Raw genomic sequence first — 19,182 nt, 5'->3', positions numbered from 1 at the left:
GACGACGATGGATCTGACCCACGAACTTCCGCTGATCGCGACCATCTCCGTGGGCCTCGGCATCGCCTTCATTGCCGGCTTCGCGGCGATGCGTCTGGGCCTGCCGCCGCTGGTCGGCTATCTGGTCGCCGGCGTGCTGGTCGGGCCGTTCACGCCGGGCTTCGTTGCCGACAGCGAGATCGCCAGGGAACTGGCCGAGATCGGCGTGATCCTGCTGATGTTCGGCGTCGGCACTCATTTCTCGATCCGCGATCTGTGGTCGGTGCGGCGCATCGCCCTGCCCGGCGCGATCGTCCAGATCGGCGTCGCCACCGCGCTCGGCTACTGGCTGGCGACCGCCTGGTGGGGCTGGCCGCTTGGCGGTGCGCTGGTGTTCGGCCTGTCGCTATCGGTGGCCAGTACCGTGGTGATGCTGCGCAATCTGCAGGACCGCGGCCTGGTCGACAGCGCCAATGGCCGCATCGCGGTCGGCTGGCTGGTGGTCGAGGATCTGGCGATGGTGCTGGCGCTGATCCTGCTGCCGGCGTTCGCCAGCCATCTCGGCGGCACCGCGGATTCGCTGACGGTCAGCAGCAAGCCGCTCTGGTACACGATCTCGATCACCTTCCTGAAGATCGCCGCGTTCTTCGGCCTGACCTACGCAATCGGCCTGCGGCTGTTTCCGTGGCTGTCGGCAGCGCTGCTTAAATCCGGCTCACGCGAACTGATCACCCTGTTCGTCACCGTGCTGGCGATCAGCATGGCCTACGGCGCTGCGGTGACCTTCGGCGTGTCGTTCGCGCTCGGCGCCTTCCTGGCCGGCGTGGTGGTCAACGAGGCCGGCCTGACCCAGCGTTTCTCCAGCCAGGCGGAAGTGCTCGAGCACGTGTTCGCGGTGCTGTTCTTCGTCTCGGTCGGCATGCTGTTCGATCCGGCCGTGCTGCTGCGGCAGCCGCTGGAGGTGCTCGCGGTGCTGGCGATCATCATGGTCGGCAAATCGCTGGCGGCACTGGCGATCGTGCTGGTCTTCCGCCATCCACTGGCCACCGCGCTGACCGTCTCCGCCAGCCTGGCCCAGATCGGCGAGTTCTCGTTCATCCTGATCGGCCTCGGCGTCACGCTGGGTCTGATGCCGGCTGAAGGACGCGATCTGGTGCTGGCCGGTGCGCTGCTGTCGATCACGCTGAACCCGATGGCCTTCCGGCTGGCGGCACGCTTCGAGCGGCGCTCGGCGCAGGCGCAGGCCGATCGTCTGGCGTCGATCGAATCAATGAGCGCGCCCAGCGATCTCGAGAACCATGTCGTGCTGATCGGCTACGGCCGCGTCGGCCGGGTGATCGGCAAGGACCTGCACAAGGCCGGGCAGCGCTTCATCGTCATCGAGCGCAGCCGCGACATCGTCGACCGTCTACGCAAGCGCGGCATCCCGGTGATTTCCGGCGACGCCGCGATCGCCGATCTGCTGACCCAGGCGGTGCTGGATCGCGCGCGCCTGCTGGTGCTGGCGATTCCCAACGAGCTGGAAACCAAGCGCATCTTCAATCTGGTGCGTGCCGCCAACCCGGCGCTGCCGATCGTCGTGCGCGCCGAGGACGACGACGAGCTGGAGCATTTCCGCAGCGCCGGCGCAGCATTGGCGCTGCTCGCCGAAAACGAACTCGGCCATTCGATGAGCCGCTATGTGCTCGATCAGTGCGCCCAGCCTAGTAAGCCCCTGGCCCTAACCGCCGAGTAGATTCAGCACCCGCGCCTGCGCCAGTGCCGCTGAGCGGCTCGACACATCGAGCTTCGCGTACAGGTTCTGCAGATGCCACTTGATCGTGGTCAGCGACACCTCGCCGTGATCGGCGAGCTGCTGGTTGTTGAGGCCGGTGGCGAGCAGCTGCAGCAGCTCGAGTTCGCGGCGCGTCAGCTTGCCGAGCAGCTTCGGCTCGGCCCCTTGCCTGCCTGCGTCGCGGCCCTTCGCCGGCGCTGAACTCAGGCGCCCGCACAGCTCGTTGAAGAAGCGCTGCTCGTCGACCGAGGCCAACCCGGCGTCGCCCGGCTTCAGCTCCGACAAGGTCGTGGCCAGCGTTTCGGCGTGGCGCAGGAACGGCCGGACGATGCGCCGCGGCGTGGCGATGCGGATCGCCTGCACCAGATCGCGGCGCAGCAGGCTGTCGCGCTGGGTCGCGGCGGCGAGCTGGCCGCGCAACAACAGCAGCTCGATCAGCCGCGCCTGGCGGCCGCTCTTGCGCGCCTCGGTCAGCGCCGTGGCGATCAGCGCCTCGGCCTGCTTCTGGCGGCCTTCGGCGATCAGCAGCTCCAATTCAGTGGCGACGATCAACTCGCGCATTTGCGGGATACGCCGCTGCTCGGCCAAGGCACCCGGCTCGTGCAGGCCGAGCCGCGCCGCTTCATCGACCGCCTCCTGAACGCGGCCGAGTTCGAGCAAGCGCCGGATCAGGAAGCAGGACAGCATCTGCGCCAGCCGCGGCGGATAGACCGCAGCGATCTCGTGCAGCGTGGCCAGCGCCACCACCTCGTCGTCGACGCCGGTCCAGAGCAGCACGGCGGCTTCGACGCCGAGCGCCGTGGCTTCGAGGAAGCCATGGGTGCGCACCGCTTTCAGCCCGTATTGCACGAGCTGTCGCGCCTCGCTGGCGAGGCCCATGTCGATCGCGCAACGCGCCGCCAGCAGCGCCAGATTGCTGCTGATGCCGGCCGGGCCGCCGAGGGCTTCTCGGGCGGCATCGAGTGCCACGACCAGCGCCGCATAGGCAGTCGCGCAGTCGCCCTCGTAGATTGGTGCGAGCGAGGCGTAGGCCGAGACCCAGCCGTCGACATAGGCGCTGCCGGTCTGGAACGCAGCTTGGCGCGCACCCTGGATCGAGCGCCGTGCTTCGGCGAAGTGGAAGTGGCTGACGTGGTAGCCGGAGGCGATGCAGGTCGCGGCGGCGACATTGAACGGATCGTCGTCGTCGCGCGCCGAGGCCATCCAGTGGACAGCGCCGGCGTAGGCGTCGTTGAGGTGGTCGCTGAGGCTGTCGATCGAGATGCGCAGGATCGCCAGCCGGCGCTGCAGCACCGCGCTGTCACCGTCCTGCGTCGCCAGCCGTGCCGACAGGCGCGCACTGTGCTGACGCGCCTGCTCGTAGCGCCGGCAGAAGGCCAGCGCCCAGATGTACCAGAACTCCGCTTCCGGGCCGGCTTCGAGGCGGCGCGCGTGCAGCGCTTCGATCCAGCGCAGGTACTGCAGCACGTCACCGCGATCACGGACGAACGACCGGGCGATGCGTTCAAGGATCTGGCAGGCCGTGGTCGGCGATTCCGAGGCCAGCGCGTAGTCGACCGCTTCACGCCAGTAGCCCTGCTTCTCGCACCATAGCGCGGCGCGGCGCATCACCGCGCGGCGGCGGCTATCGCTCAAACCGCGCCCGGCTTCGCGCACCAGATAATCGCGGAACAGGCCATGCAGCCGGTACCAGTCGCCGTTGCGGTCGAGCGGGATGATGAAGACATTGCGCTTGACTAGATCGTCCAGCCATTCGGCAGCGCGCGGATCACCGCTGGCGTGGCGGCAGAGATCCAGACAGAAGCTGCGCAGCAGGCTGATGACCAGCAGGAACTCGCGCGCCTCCGCTGAAAAGCCGGACAGCACCTGGCGATTCAGCAGATAGGCCAGACCTTCGTCGGTGCCGGCAAAACCATCCAGCGCGGTGCGCGGCGTGGCGCTGCCGGCGAGGATGATCTGCGCCATTCGTGTGGCCGCCGGCCAGCCTTCAGTCTGCTGCGCGACGGCGGCGACGCCGGCCTTGCCAAGTGCTGTGCACAGCGCCGGGCCGAGCAGCCGCGCAACCTCGTCGACACCGAAGCTGAGATCGGCCGGGCCGATGCTGCGGATCAAGCCTTCGAGCACTGCCCGCGTGCTGTTCAGCGGCAGGGCGCTGGTGCCGCTGAGCACCAGGTTGACGCTGGCGCGCGTGGCGAAGCACAGGCGATCGAGCAGCCGGCCCAGCGCCGGTTCGTTGCAGTAGTGCAGGTTGTCGATGAACAGGGTGATCGGCAGCGGATAGCGGTTCAGCGTGTCGATCAGCGCATCGATGTGCCGGTCGACGGTTTCATCGCCGCTGAACAGCGCTTGGGTCGGATGCAGCTTCGAAGGCCGGCTCTGCAGCAGGCTGCGCAGGCCGCCGATCACCGCATCGGCGGTGGTGTCGCGTTCGTCGAGCGCGTACCAGAGGCATTGCTTGCCGGCCCGTTGCAGATCGGCCATCAGCTGCGACATCAGCACCGTCTTGCCGTAGCCGACGGGCGCGACGATGCCGAGCAGCTTGTTCGACAGCCCGCTGCTGCCGAGCACGCGATCAAGGACGGCCGTGCGCAATGGCTCGAAGACGAAAGTCGGCGGATCGCTGCGGCCGACCTTGCGTTCGGTCGCGGCAGTTTTGCCGTTGCCGGCGCGGGTGCGCGGGCGGCTCGATTTCGGCAAGGCCTGTTCCTCGGCGGGGATAACGGGGGCTCAGCCTATCCCGAACCCGATCCCAGGGTTCCCCTCCCGAAGTACGGTTTTTTGCCCATCCCTGAGCGCTAGCTTTCACTCCGTTGCATCGCAGCCCGGCGCCAGACCGGAGCCTGAAGACCTTACTGGAGGAAACGATGGATATCGCAATCAACGACGCCGAGCGCGCCCGCACGATGCCGCTCGAGGATTTCGACGTCAGCGACGTCAGCCTGTACCAGCGCGAGGCGCTGCACCCGTATTTCGAGCGCCTGCGCAAGGAAGCGCCAGTGCACTACTGCAAGGCCAGCCTGTACGGCCCGTACTGGTCGATCACCAAGTTTCACGACATCGTCGCGATCGACACCAACCACAAGCAGTTCTCGTCCGATCACACGAATGGCAGCTTCGTGCTCGACGACACCACGCTGAACGCGGTCGAGGGCGGCATCTCGATGCCGAACTTCCTCGGCATGGATCAGCCGGTGCACGACGTGCACCGCATGGCAGTCAGCCCGATCGTCGCCCCGGCCAATCTGCTGCGCTTCGAAAACCTGATCCGCAGCCGCACCAAGGATCTGTTCGACAGCCTGCCGATCGGTGAAACCTTCAATTGGGTCGATCAGGTGTCGATCCCGCTGACCACGATGATGCTGGCGACCCTGCTCGACTTTCCGTTCGCGGACCGCGCCAAGCTGACCCGCTGGAGCGACGTCGTCACCACGCGTCCGGGCTATGGCCTGGTCGATACCTGGGAGCAGCGCACCGCCGAGCTGATGGAATGCCTCGGCTACTTCCAGAACCTGTGGGACGAGCGTCAGAAGCTGCCGCCGAAGGCCGACCTGATCTCGATGCTGGCCCATTCGCCGGCGATGCAGGGCATGACCCCGACCGACTTCCTCGGCATGCTGGTGCTGCTGATCGTCGGCGGCAACGACACCACGCGCAGCTCGATGTCCGGCAGCGCGATGGCCGCTCATCTCTTCCCGGACGAGTTCGCCAAAGCCAAGGCTGATCCTTCGCTGCTGGCCAGCATCGTCCCCGAGGTGATTCGCTGGCAGACGCCGATCTCGCACATGCGCCGCACGGCGATCGAGGACGTCGAGTTCCGCGGCCAGCAGATCAAGAAGGGCGACAAGGTGGTGATGTGGTACCTGTCCGGCAACCGCGACGAAGAGGTGATCGACCGGCCACAGGATTTCATCGTCGACCGGCCGCGCGCGCGCCATCACCTGTCGTTCGGCTTCGGCATTCATCGCTGCCTCGGCAACCGTCTCGCCGAGCTGCAGATCAAGGTGCTGTGGGAAGAAATGCTCAAGCGCTATTCGCGCATCGAGGTGGTCGGCGAACCGCTGCGGGTGCCGTCGAACCTGATCCACGGCTATGTCGAGATGCAGGTTCGCCTGCACGCCTGATCGCCATCCTGAACAAGAGAACAACCATGCCCAAGATCATCTACATCACGTCCACCGGTACCGAGCACGCGGTCGACGCCGATAGCGGCAGCTCCGCGATGCAGACCGCCGTGCAGCACCGCATTCCCGGTATCGACGGCGACTGCGGCGGCGTTGCCGCCTGCGGCACCTGCCATGTCTGGGTCGATCAGAACTGGCTCGACAAGATCGGCCCGGCGCGGCCGGGTATCGAGCAGGAAATGCTGGCGCTGACCGATGGCGCGACGCCGTTCAGCCGTCTCGCCTGCCAGATCGAACTCGACGACAGCCATGACGGCCTGGTACTGCGGATGCCGACGGATCAGCATTGATCCGGGGGTGCAGAATTTATGTAACACCGTTCACAATACGCATAGGCCCTCCTGAACCAGCTCCCATGCGCCCGAATTCGATGACCCCGTTGCTCCGCCATTTGTTCGCCGCCGGCGCCTTGCTCGCGTCGGTCGCTACGGCGCAGGCTGCCGAGTTGGCAAGAGTCGAAGGCTTCGGCCCGATATCGCGCGGTCTCGGTGGTGGTGGCCTTGCGCACCCGACCGGCGCCGCGGCGGTGCTGTTCAATCCGGCGGAGCTGCTGTCGATACAGGGCGAGCACGAGTTCCAGTTCCAGTTCACCGAAATCCAGGCCCGAGTCGAGGTGATCAATACGGCGACCGGCGAGCGCGCACGCAATCTCGGCTATGGCGGCAATCGCGGCCCCTACGATCTGCCGGAAGTGGCGTTCGCGGTTCGCCGCGGCAACTTTGCCTTCGGCACCGGCCTGTTCGCGGCGGGTGGTTTCGGCGTCGAATTCGGTCGCGATACTTTTCTGTCGCGCACCACCACCAACAACGTCGTGACCGGCCTGCCTGTGTCCTCGCGCATCGGCGCGCTGCGGATTCCGCTGGCGATCGCCTGGCGGCCGCACCCGCAGTGGCGGCTTGGCGCCAGCCTCGATTACGTCAATTCCTCGGTCAACCTGGCCAGCCTGCTCGATGCCCAGCAGGTCGGCGGCTTGATCGCCTCGGGCCGCGCAACCGGCAGTCTGGTGCCGGTGCTGGCCGGCATCCCGAATTTGTCTGGCGCGCACTTCGACTTCATTCGCAATAACTACCTGGCTTCGGCGCTGACCAGTCAGGGCATCGGCGGCCGAGTCGGTGTCACCTGGCAGCCGACGCCAGCAACCGCGGTCGCGCTCGGCTACGAGTTCAAGACCCTGCTCGCCAACTTTTCGGGCCGCGGCACGCTCACCGCGATCGATGCCGACAACAACCAGATCGTCCTGCCCGGCACCGGCAAGCTGCCGCGCCTGCAGTTCCCGGACGCCTGGCTGATCGGCATCTCGCAGCGGCTGACCTCGCACTTCGCGGTGGTCGCCGATCTGCGCCACATGTTCTGGTCGAAGTCCTTCGGCAACACCGTGGTCAGCTTCCGCTCCGACGACGGCGGCGATCTGCGCGTCTCGCTGCCGACCGGCTTCCGCGACATCACCACCTTGTCGCTGGGCGCCGAGTGGCGGTTCCTGCCGGCCTGGACCCTGCGCGCCGGCGGCTCGCATACCTTCCAGCAGCTACAGGACAGTGGCGCGCTGAATGCCTCGTTCTCGACCACCACCCGCAACCACCTGACCTCGACGCTGGTCTGGCAACTCGCCTCAGCCCACGAGCTGGGCTTGGGGCTTAGCTATGGCTTCACGCCGGCGGTCAACAATCCGGGCGGCAACGTCAACAGCGTGCCGCCGATCGAAGTCCGCAATCGCCAGTTCAATCCGGTGCTGAGCTACGGCTACCGGTTCTAGCCCGACAGGAGCAGAAGACATGCAGAATCTTGGTCAGAGCGGCGGCGAAGCCTGCCCGTTCTCGTTCAACTTCGATCCGGCCCGCTTCAAGGCTGGCGATATGGTCAGCTACCGGGTGCCGGATCGATTCGACGATTTCCCGTTCGTCGGCACCCTGCTCGCCGTGCACGACGATCACGTCGAGATTTCACCGAACGATCCGACCATGCCCGGCAAGCGCATGCGAGGCAGCCGGGAGAGCCGGCCGATCGTGCATAGTTCCGAAGTGCTCTGAGCACGCTGCCCGCCCTCACGACGACTGAATCCATGTCCCAGAACACATCCCAGAACTACGAACAGTACGAAGGCCTGATCTCCGGCAACGGCAACCCGCGCTGGAGCCAGAGCTACTACTACAACGCCTATGACCCGGCGACCAAGACCGGCGTGCTGATCCGCATCGGCCTGCTCGAGAACGTACCCGAGGCCAATACCTGGCTGATCGCGTTCAAGGACGGCCTGCCAGTGTTCACGCGCACCAACCTGAACCTGCCGTACACGACCACGCGCCCGCTCGAAGGTCTGGAACTGGCCGGCATGCGCGTGCACGCCGAAGTGCCGTTGAAGCGCACGCGAATCACCTTTGCGATGCAGGACTTCTCGCTCGATCTGGTCTGGGACGAATTGCAGCCGATGGAAGACTGCATCGCGATGACCCAGGACAAGGAAGGCTCGTTTGCCCGCGAGATCGCCCATATCCATCTTGAAGGCACATCGACCGTCAGAGGCCATCTGATCCATCGCGGCACGCGCATGGAACTCAACGGCCAGGGCTTCCGCGACATCGCCGCCGGCCCGCGCAACTGGGACGCGCTGCAGCACTATCGTCTCGCCTGGCCGATCTTCGAAAACGGCATGGCGCTGTCCGGCATCCGTGGCATCTCGACCAACGGCGGCTCGGCCTACATGCGCATGTTCCACGACGGACAACGCTGGCTGCGCGTGACCCACATCGAAGACCAGCTCGAATTCGGCAGCGAGCCGTTCACCGTGGCCAGCGCCCACTGGCGCTTCACCGACGAACTCGATCGCAGCTACGAATTCACCGCCAAGCCGCTATTCAGCTGGCTGTTCCCGCTCGATACCTTCGTGCTGCGCGAGCAGTGGATGGAATACCGGATGAGCGACGGCACGCTGGGCTACGGCCTGTTCGAGACCGGCTATCGCCTGCCGTGGGTCGGACTCGCTTAGTCGACGAAGCTAACTGTCCACTCCGCGCGCGAGCCCTGCGCCAGGATCGGCGTGAGATAGGCCAGCACCGCACGCATCTCGGCATCGAAGCCGAACGGCGGATTGACTACCAGCAGCCCGCAGGTCGACATCGGATGCTTGACCACGCCGGTGATCGGCGAAGGCTCACGCGCCGGAATGTCGACCTCGATCGATAGCTGCAGGGTCGGCTTGCCGGTCTCGCGCGCCACGCGGCGCACGAAGCTTGAGGCGACATGGGTGTTTTTAATCGGATACCAGGCCGCGTAGATGCCATTGGCGAAGCGCGCAACCGATTTGCGGATCAGCTCGGACGCCGCCTCGTATTCGTCCGTACGCTCGAACGGCGGATCGATCAGCACCAGCGCCCGCTTCTCCGGCGGCGGCAGCAAGGAATGCGCTTCGTAACCATCGCGAACGTGGATCGTCGCCCCCGAGCCGCGCATCGTGCGGCGCAGTTCGTCAGCCACTTCCTCGATCTTCTCGCAGAGGATCAGCCGATCGCCGAGCACCGGCCGCAGCATCTGCTGCGCGAGCCGAGGCGAACCCGGATAGAAACGGCAACCGCCGTCGGCATTACCCGCCCGCACCAAGCGCAGATAGGCCGCAACGGCTGGTGGCGTCGAAGGCGCGTCGACCGAGACATCGGCAAAACGCCCGATGCCGTCGCGCCATTCGCCGGTGCGATCAGCAACCGGATCACCGAGGTCGTAATCGCCGGCGCCAGCATGGGTATCGACAAAGGCCCAGGGCTTGTCCTTGCGGCTGAGTGCGGTCAGCAGCCCGGTGACGAGGACATGCTTGAAGACGTCGGCGAAGTTGCCGGCGTGGTAGTGGTGGCGGTAATGCATGGTGACCAGCAGTCAGAAGGTGGGAGAAAGCTCCACAGTCGTCATTATGGCTGCTCACCAAGCTGTCGCCCGCTGGAATCTCGGTATTCGAACGACGGTCCCTGATGCTGGACGTGCATCAAGCGGGCGTCATCGAACGCCGGATGCCGATCAGCCCCAGAAGTTCGTTACGGCGAACGAACGCGATCAACAGGCAGGCCAGCCAGACCAGGCAAGCCATCGCAAACAGCTGGCCGCCATCGAAGCTGCCATCGGCATTGCGCACCGACACGCCGAGCGGCGTGAACAGGTGGAACATGATCGCGCCGCTGATCACGGCCAAGCCGAGCAGCGCACCAAGGCCCTGAATGCGCGGCCGGGCCGTCAGGGTGCCGAACAGGATCAGGCTCGATGCGACCAGTTCGGCGGAGCCGACGACGTAGGCGCTGAACAAACCACCCGGCGCGAACAGGCCCGGAAAGCCGAGGCTGGCGGCCCAGGGATCGAGCTTCTCTTCGAAGATGTAGATGGTTTCGACGTTGCGCGTGAACTTGAAGAACAGCGATTGCACGAACACGAAGCAGACGAACAGCGCCGGCAGCTTGATGGCGTGTTTCCTGATGAAGTCCATGAGCAGGCTCCTGAGCATCGTTGAGGCCGCTAAGGCCGGATGCAGGCAGCTTGCGCGTCGGCAGCACATACAGCCAGTGGCCTGCGTACAGGCTTTGCTACCGATCGTTCACGCGAATGATTCAGCCGAACACCGGCCGATCAAAACCAGCGTTCACCACGCTTCATGTCGGCGCGCCACAGTTTCAGGAGTTCGATGAAGCTGATCGTTGCTGCGCCGTTCGCCGCATTCGCTTCACCGATCTCGATCGCCAGCTTCCACTGCGCGATCATCGCCTTCCAGCCGTCCAGCAGCGGCGTGCCCGGATGGTAGATGTGGGCCGATTCGGCGGTGACGCCGTTCAGCTCCATCACCTTGATACCGCGTCCTTCGCGCAAGGCGTCGTCATCCGGGCAACGGAGATCGATACGGCCGAAGTGATAGCCGGGCACGGCGTCGACGATCGCCGTCATCGCCAGTCGCAATGGCTCGGTCTTGAACTGGTGGCCGTCGAGAAACAGCGAACCGCGGCAGTGGGCGCCGATCTCCACCAGCGGCACGACGACATCAGCGGCCGGAACTTCCTCGAGCCTTGCGGCAAAACGCTCGAACAAGCCGGGGGCGATCAGCCGTGCGCGCGGATCATCGAGAATCAGTTCGCCGAGCGAGCGGTGGCCATCACCAGTCACGGTCGGGAAGCACTTGTTGACGATCGACAGCAGCTCGACTCGCGCCGTCTTCGGATCGCGATAGACGAAGACACCGAATTCGGCACCGCTGATGTGCCGTTGAAGGACGACATCATCAAGCGCAGCAGCGAGATAGTCCGCCGCCTGCGCCTCGTTGCGAATCACGGCGACACCGCGGCCGCGCTGGCCGATGTCCGGCTTCAGCACGACGGGGTAGCCCGGCCCTGCCTCGACGAAGCGACGCAACGCTTCGATGCGTTCGGCCAGCGGCCAGACGACCGGCAGCATCGTGAACTCGGCAACGTAGTCCGGCGCGTTGGTTTGCAGCGGTCGCAGCGCGTCCTGCTTGGTCTCGCCGATGATGCCGCTGGCTTTCAGGCAGGGGTTGGCCGCAGTCACCGCCATGAACGGCGTGGCGCGCGCCGAGCGGGCGAAGATGTAGGCGACGATCGGCGGATAGAACGCCCAGGCAGGCCAGAACTCCCAACGCGCGAGCCGCGACAGCTTGATGCCAAGCCGATCGCGGAAGCTTGTTTGAAAGCTTGCCGCTGCGACCTGCTCGGCCGCCGGACTGGTCATCGCGGGCAACTCATCAAGAAGCCTTGTGCTCGCGCTCGTAGCGGATCGTCGCCGCCGCCTTGCCGACAGTCTCGGGCAGGGTCAGGCCTTGCGGCTTCAGCACCAGGCGCAGCAGTGCATAGTGGTGAACGGCGTGGCCGGCGACGAACAGCAGTTCACGCAAGGGCGTAGAGCCGCTGACGAAGCGGTCATCGCCCGCCACGCCGCCATCGAAAGCCACGGCGAGCGTTTCCGGCCAGGGACGATCCAGTCTTTTCTTCAGGCCTTCGGCGAGCCGTTCGCAACGCGCCTTGGCGATCGCCGGATCACGCTCGACACTACGATCCCGGCCACGGTTGTCGTAGTCGACGACGCCCTGATCGATGCCGGCGAGCAGCACTTCGTAATGCTCGATGATGTGGCGCAGATGGGGGCCGATCTGCTCTTCGAAACGCAGGCCCGCACGCTCGGCGATTTCGGCGATGCCGGCGCCCTGATGCAGCATGTCGATGGCATAGACCACAGCCCGGCCAAGAGGATCACGCGCGTGCATGCGGACCTCCGAGCGGCGCCAGAGACGTGGGCTGACAGCGCTTCAGCGCCAGGGTCCAGGCGGCATCGGCGTTCTCGCGATACATCAGCATTGCATAGGTAAAGGCGAATCCGATCGTCGGCGCCAAGCCTGGCGCCAGTGTCAGCAAAATACTCGGCGTGCCGAGGAACAGATGCACGCTGATCAGCAGCGTGTAGGTCAGCGTCAGGCTGCCGGTGATCGACAGCGCCGCGCCGCGCTTCGGCGTGCTGGGCAGCCAGAACAGCGTGCGCATCAGCACCACGCAGCTCATGGTGATGATCACGCTCATCATCCAGTGCGTGAGGCCGATCACTGCCGCGTGTGGCCAGCCGACATGGCGATTCACGAAGAACGCCCAAAGGCCGTAGACCATCGCACCGAGGACTGCACCCAAAGGGCTGTCCATCAGGCGATACAGGCCTCTCAGAAAACGGTCTCGCATCCGTAACAACTCCGCACGAGCGCCCTGTGCGCCGTTATGAGCAACTTGCCGCAAAGGACTCAGCACGGGCTATACCCGCAAGGTCCGATTTCATGCTTGATCCTGTCTACGGCCGCCCGATGCCACGCCTGTGGATTGGATCCGAGCTCGTAAAACACCTGAGGATGTGCAGATAAGCGGGCGTAATTTGAACAATATTCTAACGTGACAGCGCCAACGTCCATGCTGGTTGCTCCGAAGGGCGCCGTCGATGACGATCCGCGCTACTTCTTGATCACGCTATCGAAGCTGGCATCGGCCTTCTTGATGTAGCCGGCCTTGTCCTGCTTCCACTTCTTCGAAACGTCTGCGTCGTAGTTCAGATACAGCTTGCCGTCGACGATCGTCCATTGATCCGGCTCGATCTTCACCACGTGGCCCTCGGCGATGCCGTAAGCACAGTAGCCGCCGTACTGCGGCGCGTACTTGGCCGGCTCGGCCTTGAATTTGTCGAGATGATCCTGGCTCGCGAACTGCCACTTCGCGCCCATCCATTCGTGGACGAACTTGTCGCTGCCCTTCACTGGCTTGCCGTCGGTGAAATAGGCCACCGGGTCATAGCCGCGGATCGCGATATCGGTGCGTTTCGGATCGCTGAAGTAGCCGCCGCCTTCGCCAAAGGTATTGATTGCCGGCGCGGCCAGGGCCGGGCCTACAGCGGCCAGGCTCAACAGCAAGGTCCCGGCGAAACGTTTGATCGAATTCATGATGTTCACTCCTGAAATGCGGAACAAGGTCCGTTCTTGATGGACTGCATGATCCTCGTGCCTGGCAGCGGCAGCCAGTTGGCGGCGTCCGGCTTTTGCTACCGATCGTTCATGACTTGCCAAATTTAGATTGCATTCACTCTCTATCTTTCATATGGTGCCTGCTCACAGCGGCCCCAGCGGAGCGAGAACCATGACTGCGAACGCAGCGTTTGATCTGATCATCAACAACGGCCGTCATTTCGACGGCAGCGGTGGGCCGTCGGCGATCCGCCATCTCGGCATCCGCGACGGCCACGTGGCCGCGATCTCGGCCACGCCGCTCGACGAAACCGGCTGCCCCGAGATCATCAATGCCGCGGGCCAGTGGGTCATGCCCGGCTTTCTCGATACCCACACGCACTACGACGCCGAACTGCTCGCCGGCCCCGGCCTCAAGGAAAGCGTGCGCCACGGCGTGACCACGGTGACTTTCGGCTCCTGCTCGATCGGCATGGTCTGCTCCGATGCCGAGGACTGTTCGGACCTGTTCACGCGGGTCGAATCGATCCCGCGCGAAGAAGTGCTGCCGTTGTTGAAACGAACCAAGACCTGGAACACGCCGCGCGGCTACGTCGCCCATCTCGAGCAGATGCCGCTCGGCCCCAACGTCACCGCGTTTCTCGGCCATTCGGATCTGCGGGTGTCGGTGATGGGCCTGTCGCGGGCGGTCGACAAGCAGGTACAGCCCACTGCCGCCGAGATGCAACGCATGGAAGCGGTGCTCGAGGAAGGCCTCGATGTCGGCCTGCTCGGTCTGTCGACGATGACCACCAAGTGGGACAAGCTCGACGGCGATCGCGAGCGCAGCAAAAGCCTGCCGACCACCTATGCGAAATGGCGCGAATACGCGCAGCTGAACCGCATCCTGCGCCGCCGCGGCCGCATTCATCAGGGCGCGCCGGACATCGTCACCAAGATCAACATGTTCGCGTTTCTGTTCGCCAGTTTCGGCTGGTTCCGGAAGCCGCTGAAGACGACCTTGATCACCTTGATGGATGTGAAATCGAACGGCCTGCTGCATCGCGTGGTCGGCAAGCTCGCCCATTTCTGCAATCGATTTCTCGGCGCCGATTTCCGCTGGCAGGCACTGCCCTGCCCGTTCGAAGTCCATGCCGACGGCATTGATCTGGTGATCTTCGAGGAATTCGGTGCCGGCGAAGCCGCCCTGCATCTGGCCGACGAGATCGAGCGCAACAAGCTGCTGCAGGATGAAAGCTACCGCCGCTGGTTCCGCAAGAACTATGAATCGAAGCTGACGCCGCGCGTCTGGCATCGCGATTTCCACGATGCAGCGATCGTCGGCTGCCCGGATGCCAGCGTCGTCGGCAAGAGCTTCGGCGCGGTGGCCGATGCCCGCGGCATCCATCCGGTCGATGCCTTCCTCGATCTGGTGGTCGCCCACGGCAAGGCGCTGCGCTGGAAGACCACGATCGGCAACTACCGCAAGCATCGGCTCGAAGCGATCGTCCAGGAAAAAGGCGCGATCCTGTCGTTCTCCGATGCCGGCGCCCATATCCGCAACATGGCGTTCTACAACTTCCCGCTGCGGATGCTGAAGCTGGTCAACGACGCGCAAGCCGAAGGCCGGGCCTTCATGAGTCTGGAGAAGGCGGTCTGGCGGCTCACCGGCGAACTCGGCGACTGGTTCGGCATCGACGCCGGGCATCTGCGCCTCGGCGATCGCGCCGATATCGCCATCATCAATCCACGCGGACTTGACGACAGCCTCGCCGCCTACGCCGAAGCGCCGATGCCGGAATTCGGCGGCGTGGCGCGCATGGTCAATCGCAACGACGCTGCGGTGACGGCGACGATCATCAACGGCCGTGTGGCTTACCGGCAGACGAAATTCGCTCCGGACTTCGGCAATAAACCCGGCTATGGCCGCTTCCTGCGGGCCGGCGAGATTCCCGCGCGTGCAGTGGACGCCAGTCCTGCATTCGCCCGCGCCGCCTGAGATGCAGGACGACACCGAAATCGCAGCGATCCCGGCCCGCCGCAGCCAGGCCGAGCGCCGCGCCGGTACCACGCGGCGGCTGCTCGATGCGGCTACGGCGGCCTTGATCGAGGTCGGCTATTACCGAACCACGGTGCAGGACATCTGCAGCCGCGCCGGGCTGTCTCAGGGCGCGCTGTTCCGCCATTACGCGACCCGACTGCAGTTGCTGATCGCCGTCGCCGAGGACATCGAACGCGGCTTGCGCGAGCTGTATCGAAGCGACTTCCTGCGTCTCAAGACCAGCCGCGAGGACGAACTGCGACTGGCGCTCGACGTGCTGCGCGCCAATGTCCGCTCGCCGCTGCATCAAGCCTGGTTCGAACTGCTGATCGCCGCACGTACCGATGCGGCGCTACATGAAGCCCTGCTGCCGCTTTGGCGCCGCCGGGCCGCAGAAGATCAGGCGCTGGCCACATTGCTGCTGCCGGAAGCGGCGCGAGCGCTGCCGGATTTCGCAGTGATCGTCGATACCATGGTCACGCTGTTTCATGGCGAGGGCGTCGACCGCTTCCTGCGCCACGATGCCGCCGCCGAAGATAGACGCCTCGAATGGCTGCTGACCCAGTTGCGGCCCTTGCTGAGCAGCGCGGCGCCCTTGCCCTGAAACAGGGCAACGCTGCATTAATGCAGATATCTTGGGGTTTTTGAGTCACGCGACTTCCGGCGTCATTGATCTATCATCCGGGCACAGTCTTGCTGTCATTTCGCGCGAGGCCGAACGCACCCCCAGCCGGCACGCGCCCTACCCGGATGAAGAGACCGACTTTCAGCGTCAGAACCCGACTGATGACCCTTTGCCTGGGTCTGGTCGCGGTGCTGGGCGGCGCCAGTCTGGTGGTCGGTTCCGGGGTGCTGCGCGACCAGGAAGCGAGTGCCGCGCGGCAGCAGCAATTCGCACGATTCCAGAACATCTACGCCGCCCAGCAGGCGATGAGTCTGGTGCGCCAGCACAGCGGTCAGCTGTATGCCGCCGTACTGAGCTCGAACCCAAGCCAGCAGACCCTGGCGAGAACAGCGCAGCAAGCGGCCAAGGCGAGCTTCGACGAGGAATTGCTCAAGCTATCGGCAACCGACCCGATCAGCGCCCGGCTGATCGAAACCGCGAGCGACGAAATCGATGGCCTGTCGGTGCGAGCCGTCAATGCCGCTACCGCCGCCCAGGCAACGCCCCTGCTTGCGGCCCTGCAGCAACGCCTCGATCTGATTGACGAAACCCTGCAATCCACCAGCAAGCGCGAGCAAGCGCGGGCCGGGGAGATGCAGGCTGCCGAACACAGCCGGCTCAAGGATCTGGTGCGTCTGTCCGCCGCCGTCATCATCGGTGCCTGCCTGCTTGGCGTGCTGATGACGCTTGGCATCGTCCGCTCGGTGATCCGGCCGCTGCAGGCCACCACCAACGCCATCCGCCAGGTCAACGCCGGCGAAATCGATATCGATCTACCGCCGATCCGCCCCGACGAGTTCGGCGACATGGCCGTGGCGCTGCGCCAGTTCCGCGATCAGGCCGAACGCCTGCGCCGGCTCGCCTACCAGGATCCGCTGACCGGCCTCGGCAACCGCGCCCGGCTCGAAGAGACGCTGCAGCGGTCGATCGATCGATCGCGGCAGACCCGCGAACCGGTGGCGCTGTTCTATGTCGATCTCGACAACTTCCGCGCCGTCAACGACAAGTTCGGCCACAAGGCCGGCGACCGCTACCTCTGCGAAGCGACCGCGCGCCTGCACCGCTTCATGCCGCCGGGCGCCTTGCTGTGCCGGCACGGCGGTGACAAGTTCACGATCACCGTCGACGGCCTCGATGCCGGCAGCGCGCTCGAAACCCCGCTGCGCGAACAGGCCGATTGCCTGCTGCGCGGCCTCGCCGAAAGCTATCCGTTCGGCGATCACCTGCTGAACATGTCGGTGTCGATCGGCATCGCCGTGTTTCCCGGCGATGGCGAAACCGCCGAGCAGATCATCGCCAGCGCCGACGCGGCAATGTTCGTCGCCAAGAAGAACGGCCGCAACAACGCCCGCTTCGCCTCGGCGCAGCTGACCGGCACCATGCGCCGGCAACTGGCCCTGGCCAGCGAGATTCGCCGTGGCCTGGAGCGGGACGAGTTCGAGCCGTTCTACCAGCCAGTGGTCGACGTCGAGAAGGGGCTGGTGGTCGGCGCCGAAGCGCTGCTGCGCTGGCGCCATCCCGAAAACGGCCTGATGCCGCCGAGCGAGTTCATCCAGGTCGCCGAGGACTCGGGCCTGATCAACCAGCTGGGCGAGCTATGCCTGATCAAGGCGCATGAACAAGCGCAGATCTGGGCCGCCAAGAACCGGCGTCTGCGCGTGTCGGTGAACCTGTCGGTCCGCCAGGTGCACGATGGCCGCATCCTGCAACTGCTGCGCGGCTTCAGCAGCGCTCCGGGCTCACGCGAGCGGCTGATCGATTTCGAGCTCACCGAAAGTGCGCTGCTCGATTCCACCGAATACAGCCACACGATGCTCACCGAGATCAAGCGCCTCGGCTTCCGCATCGGCCTCGACGACTTCGGCACCGGCTATTCCTCGTTCAGCTATCTGCAGCGGCTGCCGATCGACAAGATCAAGATCGACCGCCAGTTCGTGACCTCGATGGGCGCTTCCAAGCAGGCGCTGGCGATCGTTTCAGCGACGCTGACCCTGGCTCAGAACCTCGATCTCGGCGTGATCGCCGAAGGGGTGGAGAACACCGCGCAGATGCGCCAGCTGCGCATCCTCGGCTGCAAGCTGCAGCAGGGCTTCTACTTCACACGAGCCCTGCCAGCCGCCGATTTCGAAGCCTGTGCCGTGGCTTTCGAGGAGAGCGGCATGGACGCCCATGCCACCGCCGTGGCAGCGCGCGAACCGGTCACCGTCGGCATTCGCTAGCCCGCAAGTCGCGCCCGCGCCTCATTGGCCACCAGCGGCGCATTGTCGCCAGCAGCACGCTCCCAGATCCCCACCGCCTCGGCAGGCCGCAAGCGTACCAGCGCTTCATAGGCGGCCAGCCGGGTGCGTCGGCAGGGGTGGCTTTGTGCCAGATCGTTGAGCATCTGGCAGGTATCGTCATTGCCGGCCTGCCCGGCCATGGCGATGATGTCGATCCGCCGCGAGGTTTCCGAATGCGGTGCGAAGCCGCTGATCGTGCGGTGCTGCAGATCGAAGTAGAACTGGTCACGGCCGCGCAGTTCGGGCAATTCGACCATCAGACTCAGGGTGATGCTGAGATCTTCCGGCGGGAACTGGATGTGCAGATCGCGGCTGGCGCGGTACAGCATGGCCCGGCCGGCCGAGAACTGGGTGCGCTCCAGAAAGCGCAGCTCGACCATCTCGCCGATGTAACCCTCGACCCGTTCGTAGTCGTATTCGTAGATCTCCGTGACATAGCCAGTGCCGAAGTAGGCAATGGTCATGAAATGGAAGTTGTGGTCGTGCGCATGGTCGTAGGCGAACTGGTCCGGCAACACCCGGCCGGCGGTGATGTCGGCAGTCGAAGGCCAGACGTTGGCGCGCAGCCGGAAGTGGCCGTGCTGGCCGAGCGGAATCGCCTGTTCGAGGCCGGGCATCGAGCCCTTGAAGCCGAGCTTCAGGTACTGGTTCAGCGGCCGCACGATCAGCTCGCGATCATTGGTCAGCGCGCTCAGCATCGGCGCTGCGCTGGCGATGCTGTCGATGTCGTGCGGATCGATGCGGTCTTGTTCGAGGTATTCGATGAACTCCTCGATGCCGGCGCTTTGCCCGGTCGCGCAGGTCAGGGTCATGG

General features: G+C 65.0%; 17 protein-coding genes. 9 read left to right on the top strand and 8 right to left on the bottom strand.

The features are described 5' to 3' along the window. Positions 1-1,714: cation:proton antiporter (locus tag QZY06_RS12060; RefSeq protein ID WP_295684609.1), on the top strand; the 1,714-nt coding region annotated here is incomplete at its 5' end. On the opposite strand, the gene QZY06_RS12055 is transcribed toward QZY06_RS12060, so the two are convergent. Continuing rightward, on the bottom strand, positions 1,700-4,450 hold the full coding sequence (locus tag QZY06_RS12055; protein ID WP_295684607.1) for a LuxR C-terminal-related transcriptional regulator: 2,751 nt from the start codon (positions 4,448-4,450) through the stop codon (positions 1,700-1,702). The two genes, QZY06_RS12060 and QZY06_RS12055, sit on opposite strands and share 15 nt — an antisense overlap. 167 nt (positions 4,451-4,617) lie before the next feature. On the opposite strand from QZY06_RS12055, the gene QZY06_RS12050 reads away from it, so the two are divergent. The 5 genes from QZY06_RS12050 (at position 4,618) to QZY06_RS12030 (ending at position 8,917) form a co-directional block, all read left to right on the top strand. Further along, positions 4,618-5,874, top strand: coding sequence for a cytochrome P450 (locus QZY06_RS12050; RefSeq protein ID WP_295684605.1), 1,257 nt, complete (start codon positions 4,618-4,620; stop codon positions 5,872-5,874). 26 nt (positions 5,875-5,900) lie between these two features. Further along, entirely contained in the window at positions 5,901-6,224 is a 324-nt protein-coding gene (locus QZY06_RS12045) for a 2Fe-2S iron-sulfur cluster-binding protein (RefSeq protein ID WP_295684601.1), read from the top strand. A gap of 80 nt (positions 6,225-6,304) precedes the next feature. After that, complete coding sequence (locus QZY06_RS12040) at positions 6,305-7,687, top strand: OmpP1/FadL family transporter (RefSeq protein WP_295684597.1); 1,383 nt, start codon at positions 6,305-6,307, stop codon at positions 7,685-7,687. Between the two features lie 19 nt (positions 7,688-7,706). Beyond that, the gene (locus QZY06_RS12035; RefSeq protein WP_295684593.1) at positions 7,707-7,961 is read left to right on the top strand and encodes a hypothetical protein; all 255 of its coding nucleotides are present in this window, start codon (positions 7,707-7,709) and stop codon (positions 7,959-7,961) included. Positions 7,962-7,993: 32 nt separating this feature from the next. After that, positions 7,994-8,917 (top strand): hypothetical protein, encoded by a 924-nt coding sequence (locus QZY06_RS12030; protein WP_295684591.1) that lies wholly within the window; start codon positions 7,994-7,996, stop codon positions 8,915-8,917. Here QZY06_RS12030 and QZY06_RS12025 read toward each other — a convergent pair. From QZY06_RS12025 to QZY06_RS12000, 6 genes are all read right to left on the bottom strand, one after another. After that, positions 8,914-9,786: a 23S rRNA (adenine(2030)-N(6))-methyltransferase RlmJ gene (locus tag QZY06_RS12025; RefSeq protein WP_295684589.1), complete on the bottom strand. Its 873-nt coding sequence runs from the start codon at positions 9,784-9,786 to the stop codon at positions 8,914-8,916. The genes QZY06_RS12030 and QZY06_RS12025 overlap by 4 nt on opposite strands. Before the next feature lie 118 nt (positions 9,787-9,904). Beyond that, positions 9,905-10,396 (bottom strand): hypothetical protein, encoded by a 492-nt coding sequence (locus QZY06_RS12020; protein ID WP_295684586.1) that lies wholly within the window; start codon positions 10,394-10,396, stop codon positions 9,905-9,907. A gap of 140 nt (positions 10,397-10,536) precedes the next feature. After that, positions 10,537-11,643: a hypothetical protein gene (locus QZY06_RS12015; RefSeq protein ID WP_295684583.1), complete on the bottom strand. Its 1,107-nt coding sequence runs from the start codon at positions 11,641-11,643 to the stop codon at positions 10,537-10,539. A 13-nt stretch (positions 11,644-11,656) separates the two neighbouring features. Further along, positions 11,657-12,175 (bottom strand): hypothetical protein, encoded by a 519-nt coding sequence (locus tag QZY06_RS12010; RefSeq protein ID WP_295684580.1) that lies wholly within the window; start codon positions 12,173-12,175, stop codon positions 11,657-11,659. Beyond that, complete coding sequence (locus tag QZY06_RS12005) at positions 12,162-12,590, bottom strand: hypothetical protein (protein WP_295684577.1); 429 nt, start codon at positions 12,588-12,590, stop codon at positions 12,162-12,164. The genes QZY06_RS12010 and QZY06_RS12005 overlap by 14 nt, the downstream gene beginning before the upstream one ends. A 311-nt stretch (positions 12,591-12,901) precedes the next feature. Next, the gene (locus tag QZY06_RS12000; RefSeq protein WP_295684574.1) at positions 12,902-13,384 is read right to left on the bottom strand and encodes a YHS domain-containing (seleno)protein; all 483 of its coding nucleotides are present in this window, start codon (positions 13,382-13,384) and stop codon (positions 12,902-12,904) included. Between the two features lie 193 nt (positions 13,385-13,577). Here QZY06_RS12000 and QZY06_RS11995 point away from each other — a divergent pair, with 193 nt between their 5' ends. The 3 genes from QZY06_RS11995 to QZY06_RS11985 all read left to right on the top strand — a co-directional run bounded on the left by QZY06_RS11995 (position 13,578) and on the right by QZY06_RS11985 (position 18,308). After that, positions 13,578-15,383 carry an amidohydrolase family protein gene (locus QZY06_RS11995; protein WP_295684571.1) on the top strand — a complete coding sequence of 602 codons (1,806 nt, stop codon included), beginning with the start codon at positions 13,578-13,580 and terminating at the stop codon, positions 15,381-15,383. Between the two features lies 1 nt (position 15,384). Next, on the top strand, positions 15,385-16,029 hold the full coding sequence (locus QZY06_RS11990; RefSeq protein WP_295684567.1) for a TetR/AcrR family transcriptional regulator: 645 nt from the start codon (positions 15,385-15,387) through the stop codon (positions 16,027-16,029). A 182-nt stretch (positions 16,030-16,211) separates the two neighbouring features. Continuing rightward, on the top strand, positions 16,212-18,308 hold the full coding sequence (locus tag QZY06_RS11985; protein WP_295684565.1) for an EAL domain-containing protein: 2,097 nt from the start codon (positions 16,212-16,214) through the stop codon (positions 18,306-18,308). Here the strand turns inward: QZY06_RS11985 and QZY06_RS11980 are convergent. Further along, positions 18,305-19,180, bottom strand: coding sequence for a HEAT repeat domain-containing protein (locus QZY06_RS11980; RefSeq protein WP_295684562.1), 876 nt, complete (start codon positions 19,178-19,180; stop codon positions 18,305-18,307). The two genes, QZY06_RS11985 and QZY06_RS11980, sit on opposite strands and share 4 nt — an antisense overlap. Positions 19,181-19,182: the final 2 nt, after the last annotated feature.

This window comes from uncultured Nevskia sp. (assembly GCF_903885465.1).
In the GTDB taxonomy this organism is placed as follows: Bacteria; Pseudomonadota; Gammaproteobacteria; order Nevskiales; family Nevskiaceae; genus Nevskia.
Note: the sequence above shows the minus strand (reverse complement) of the source record. Positions and strands in the feature narration are given on the sequence as shown.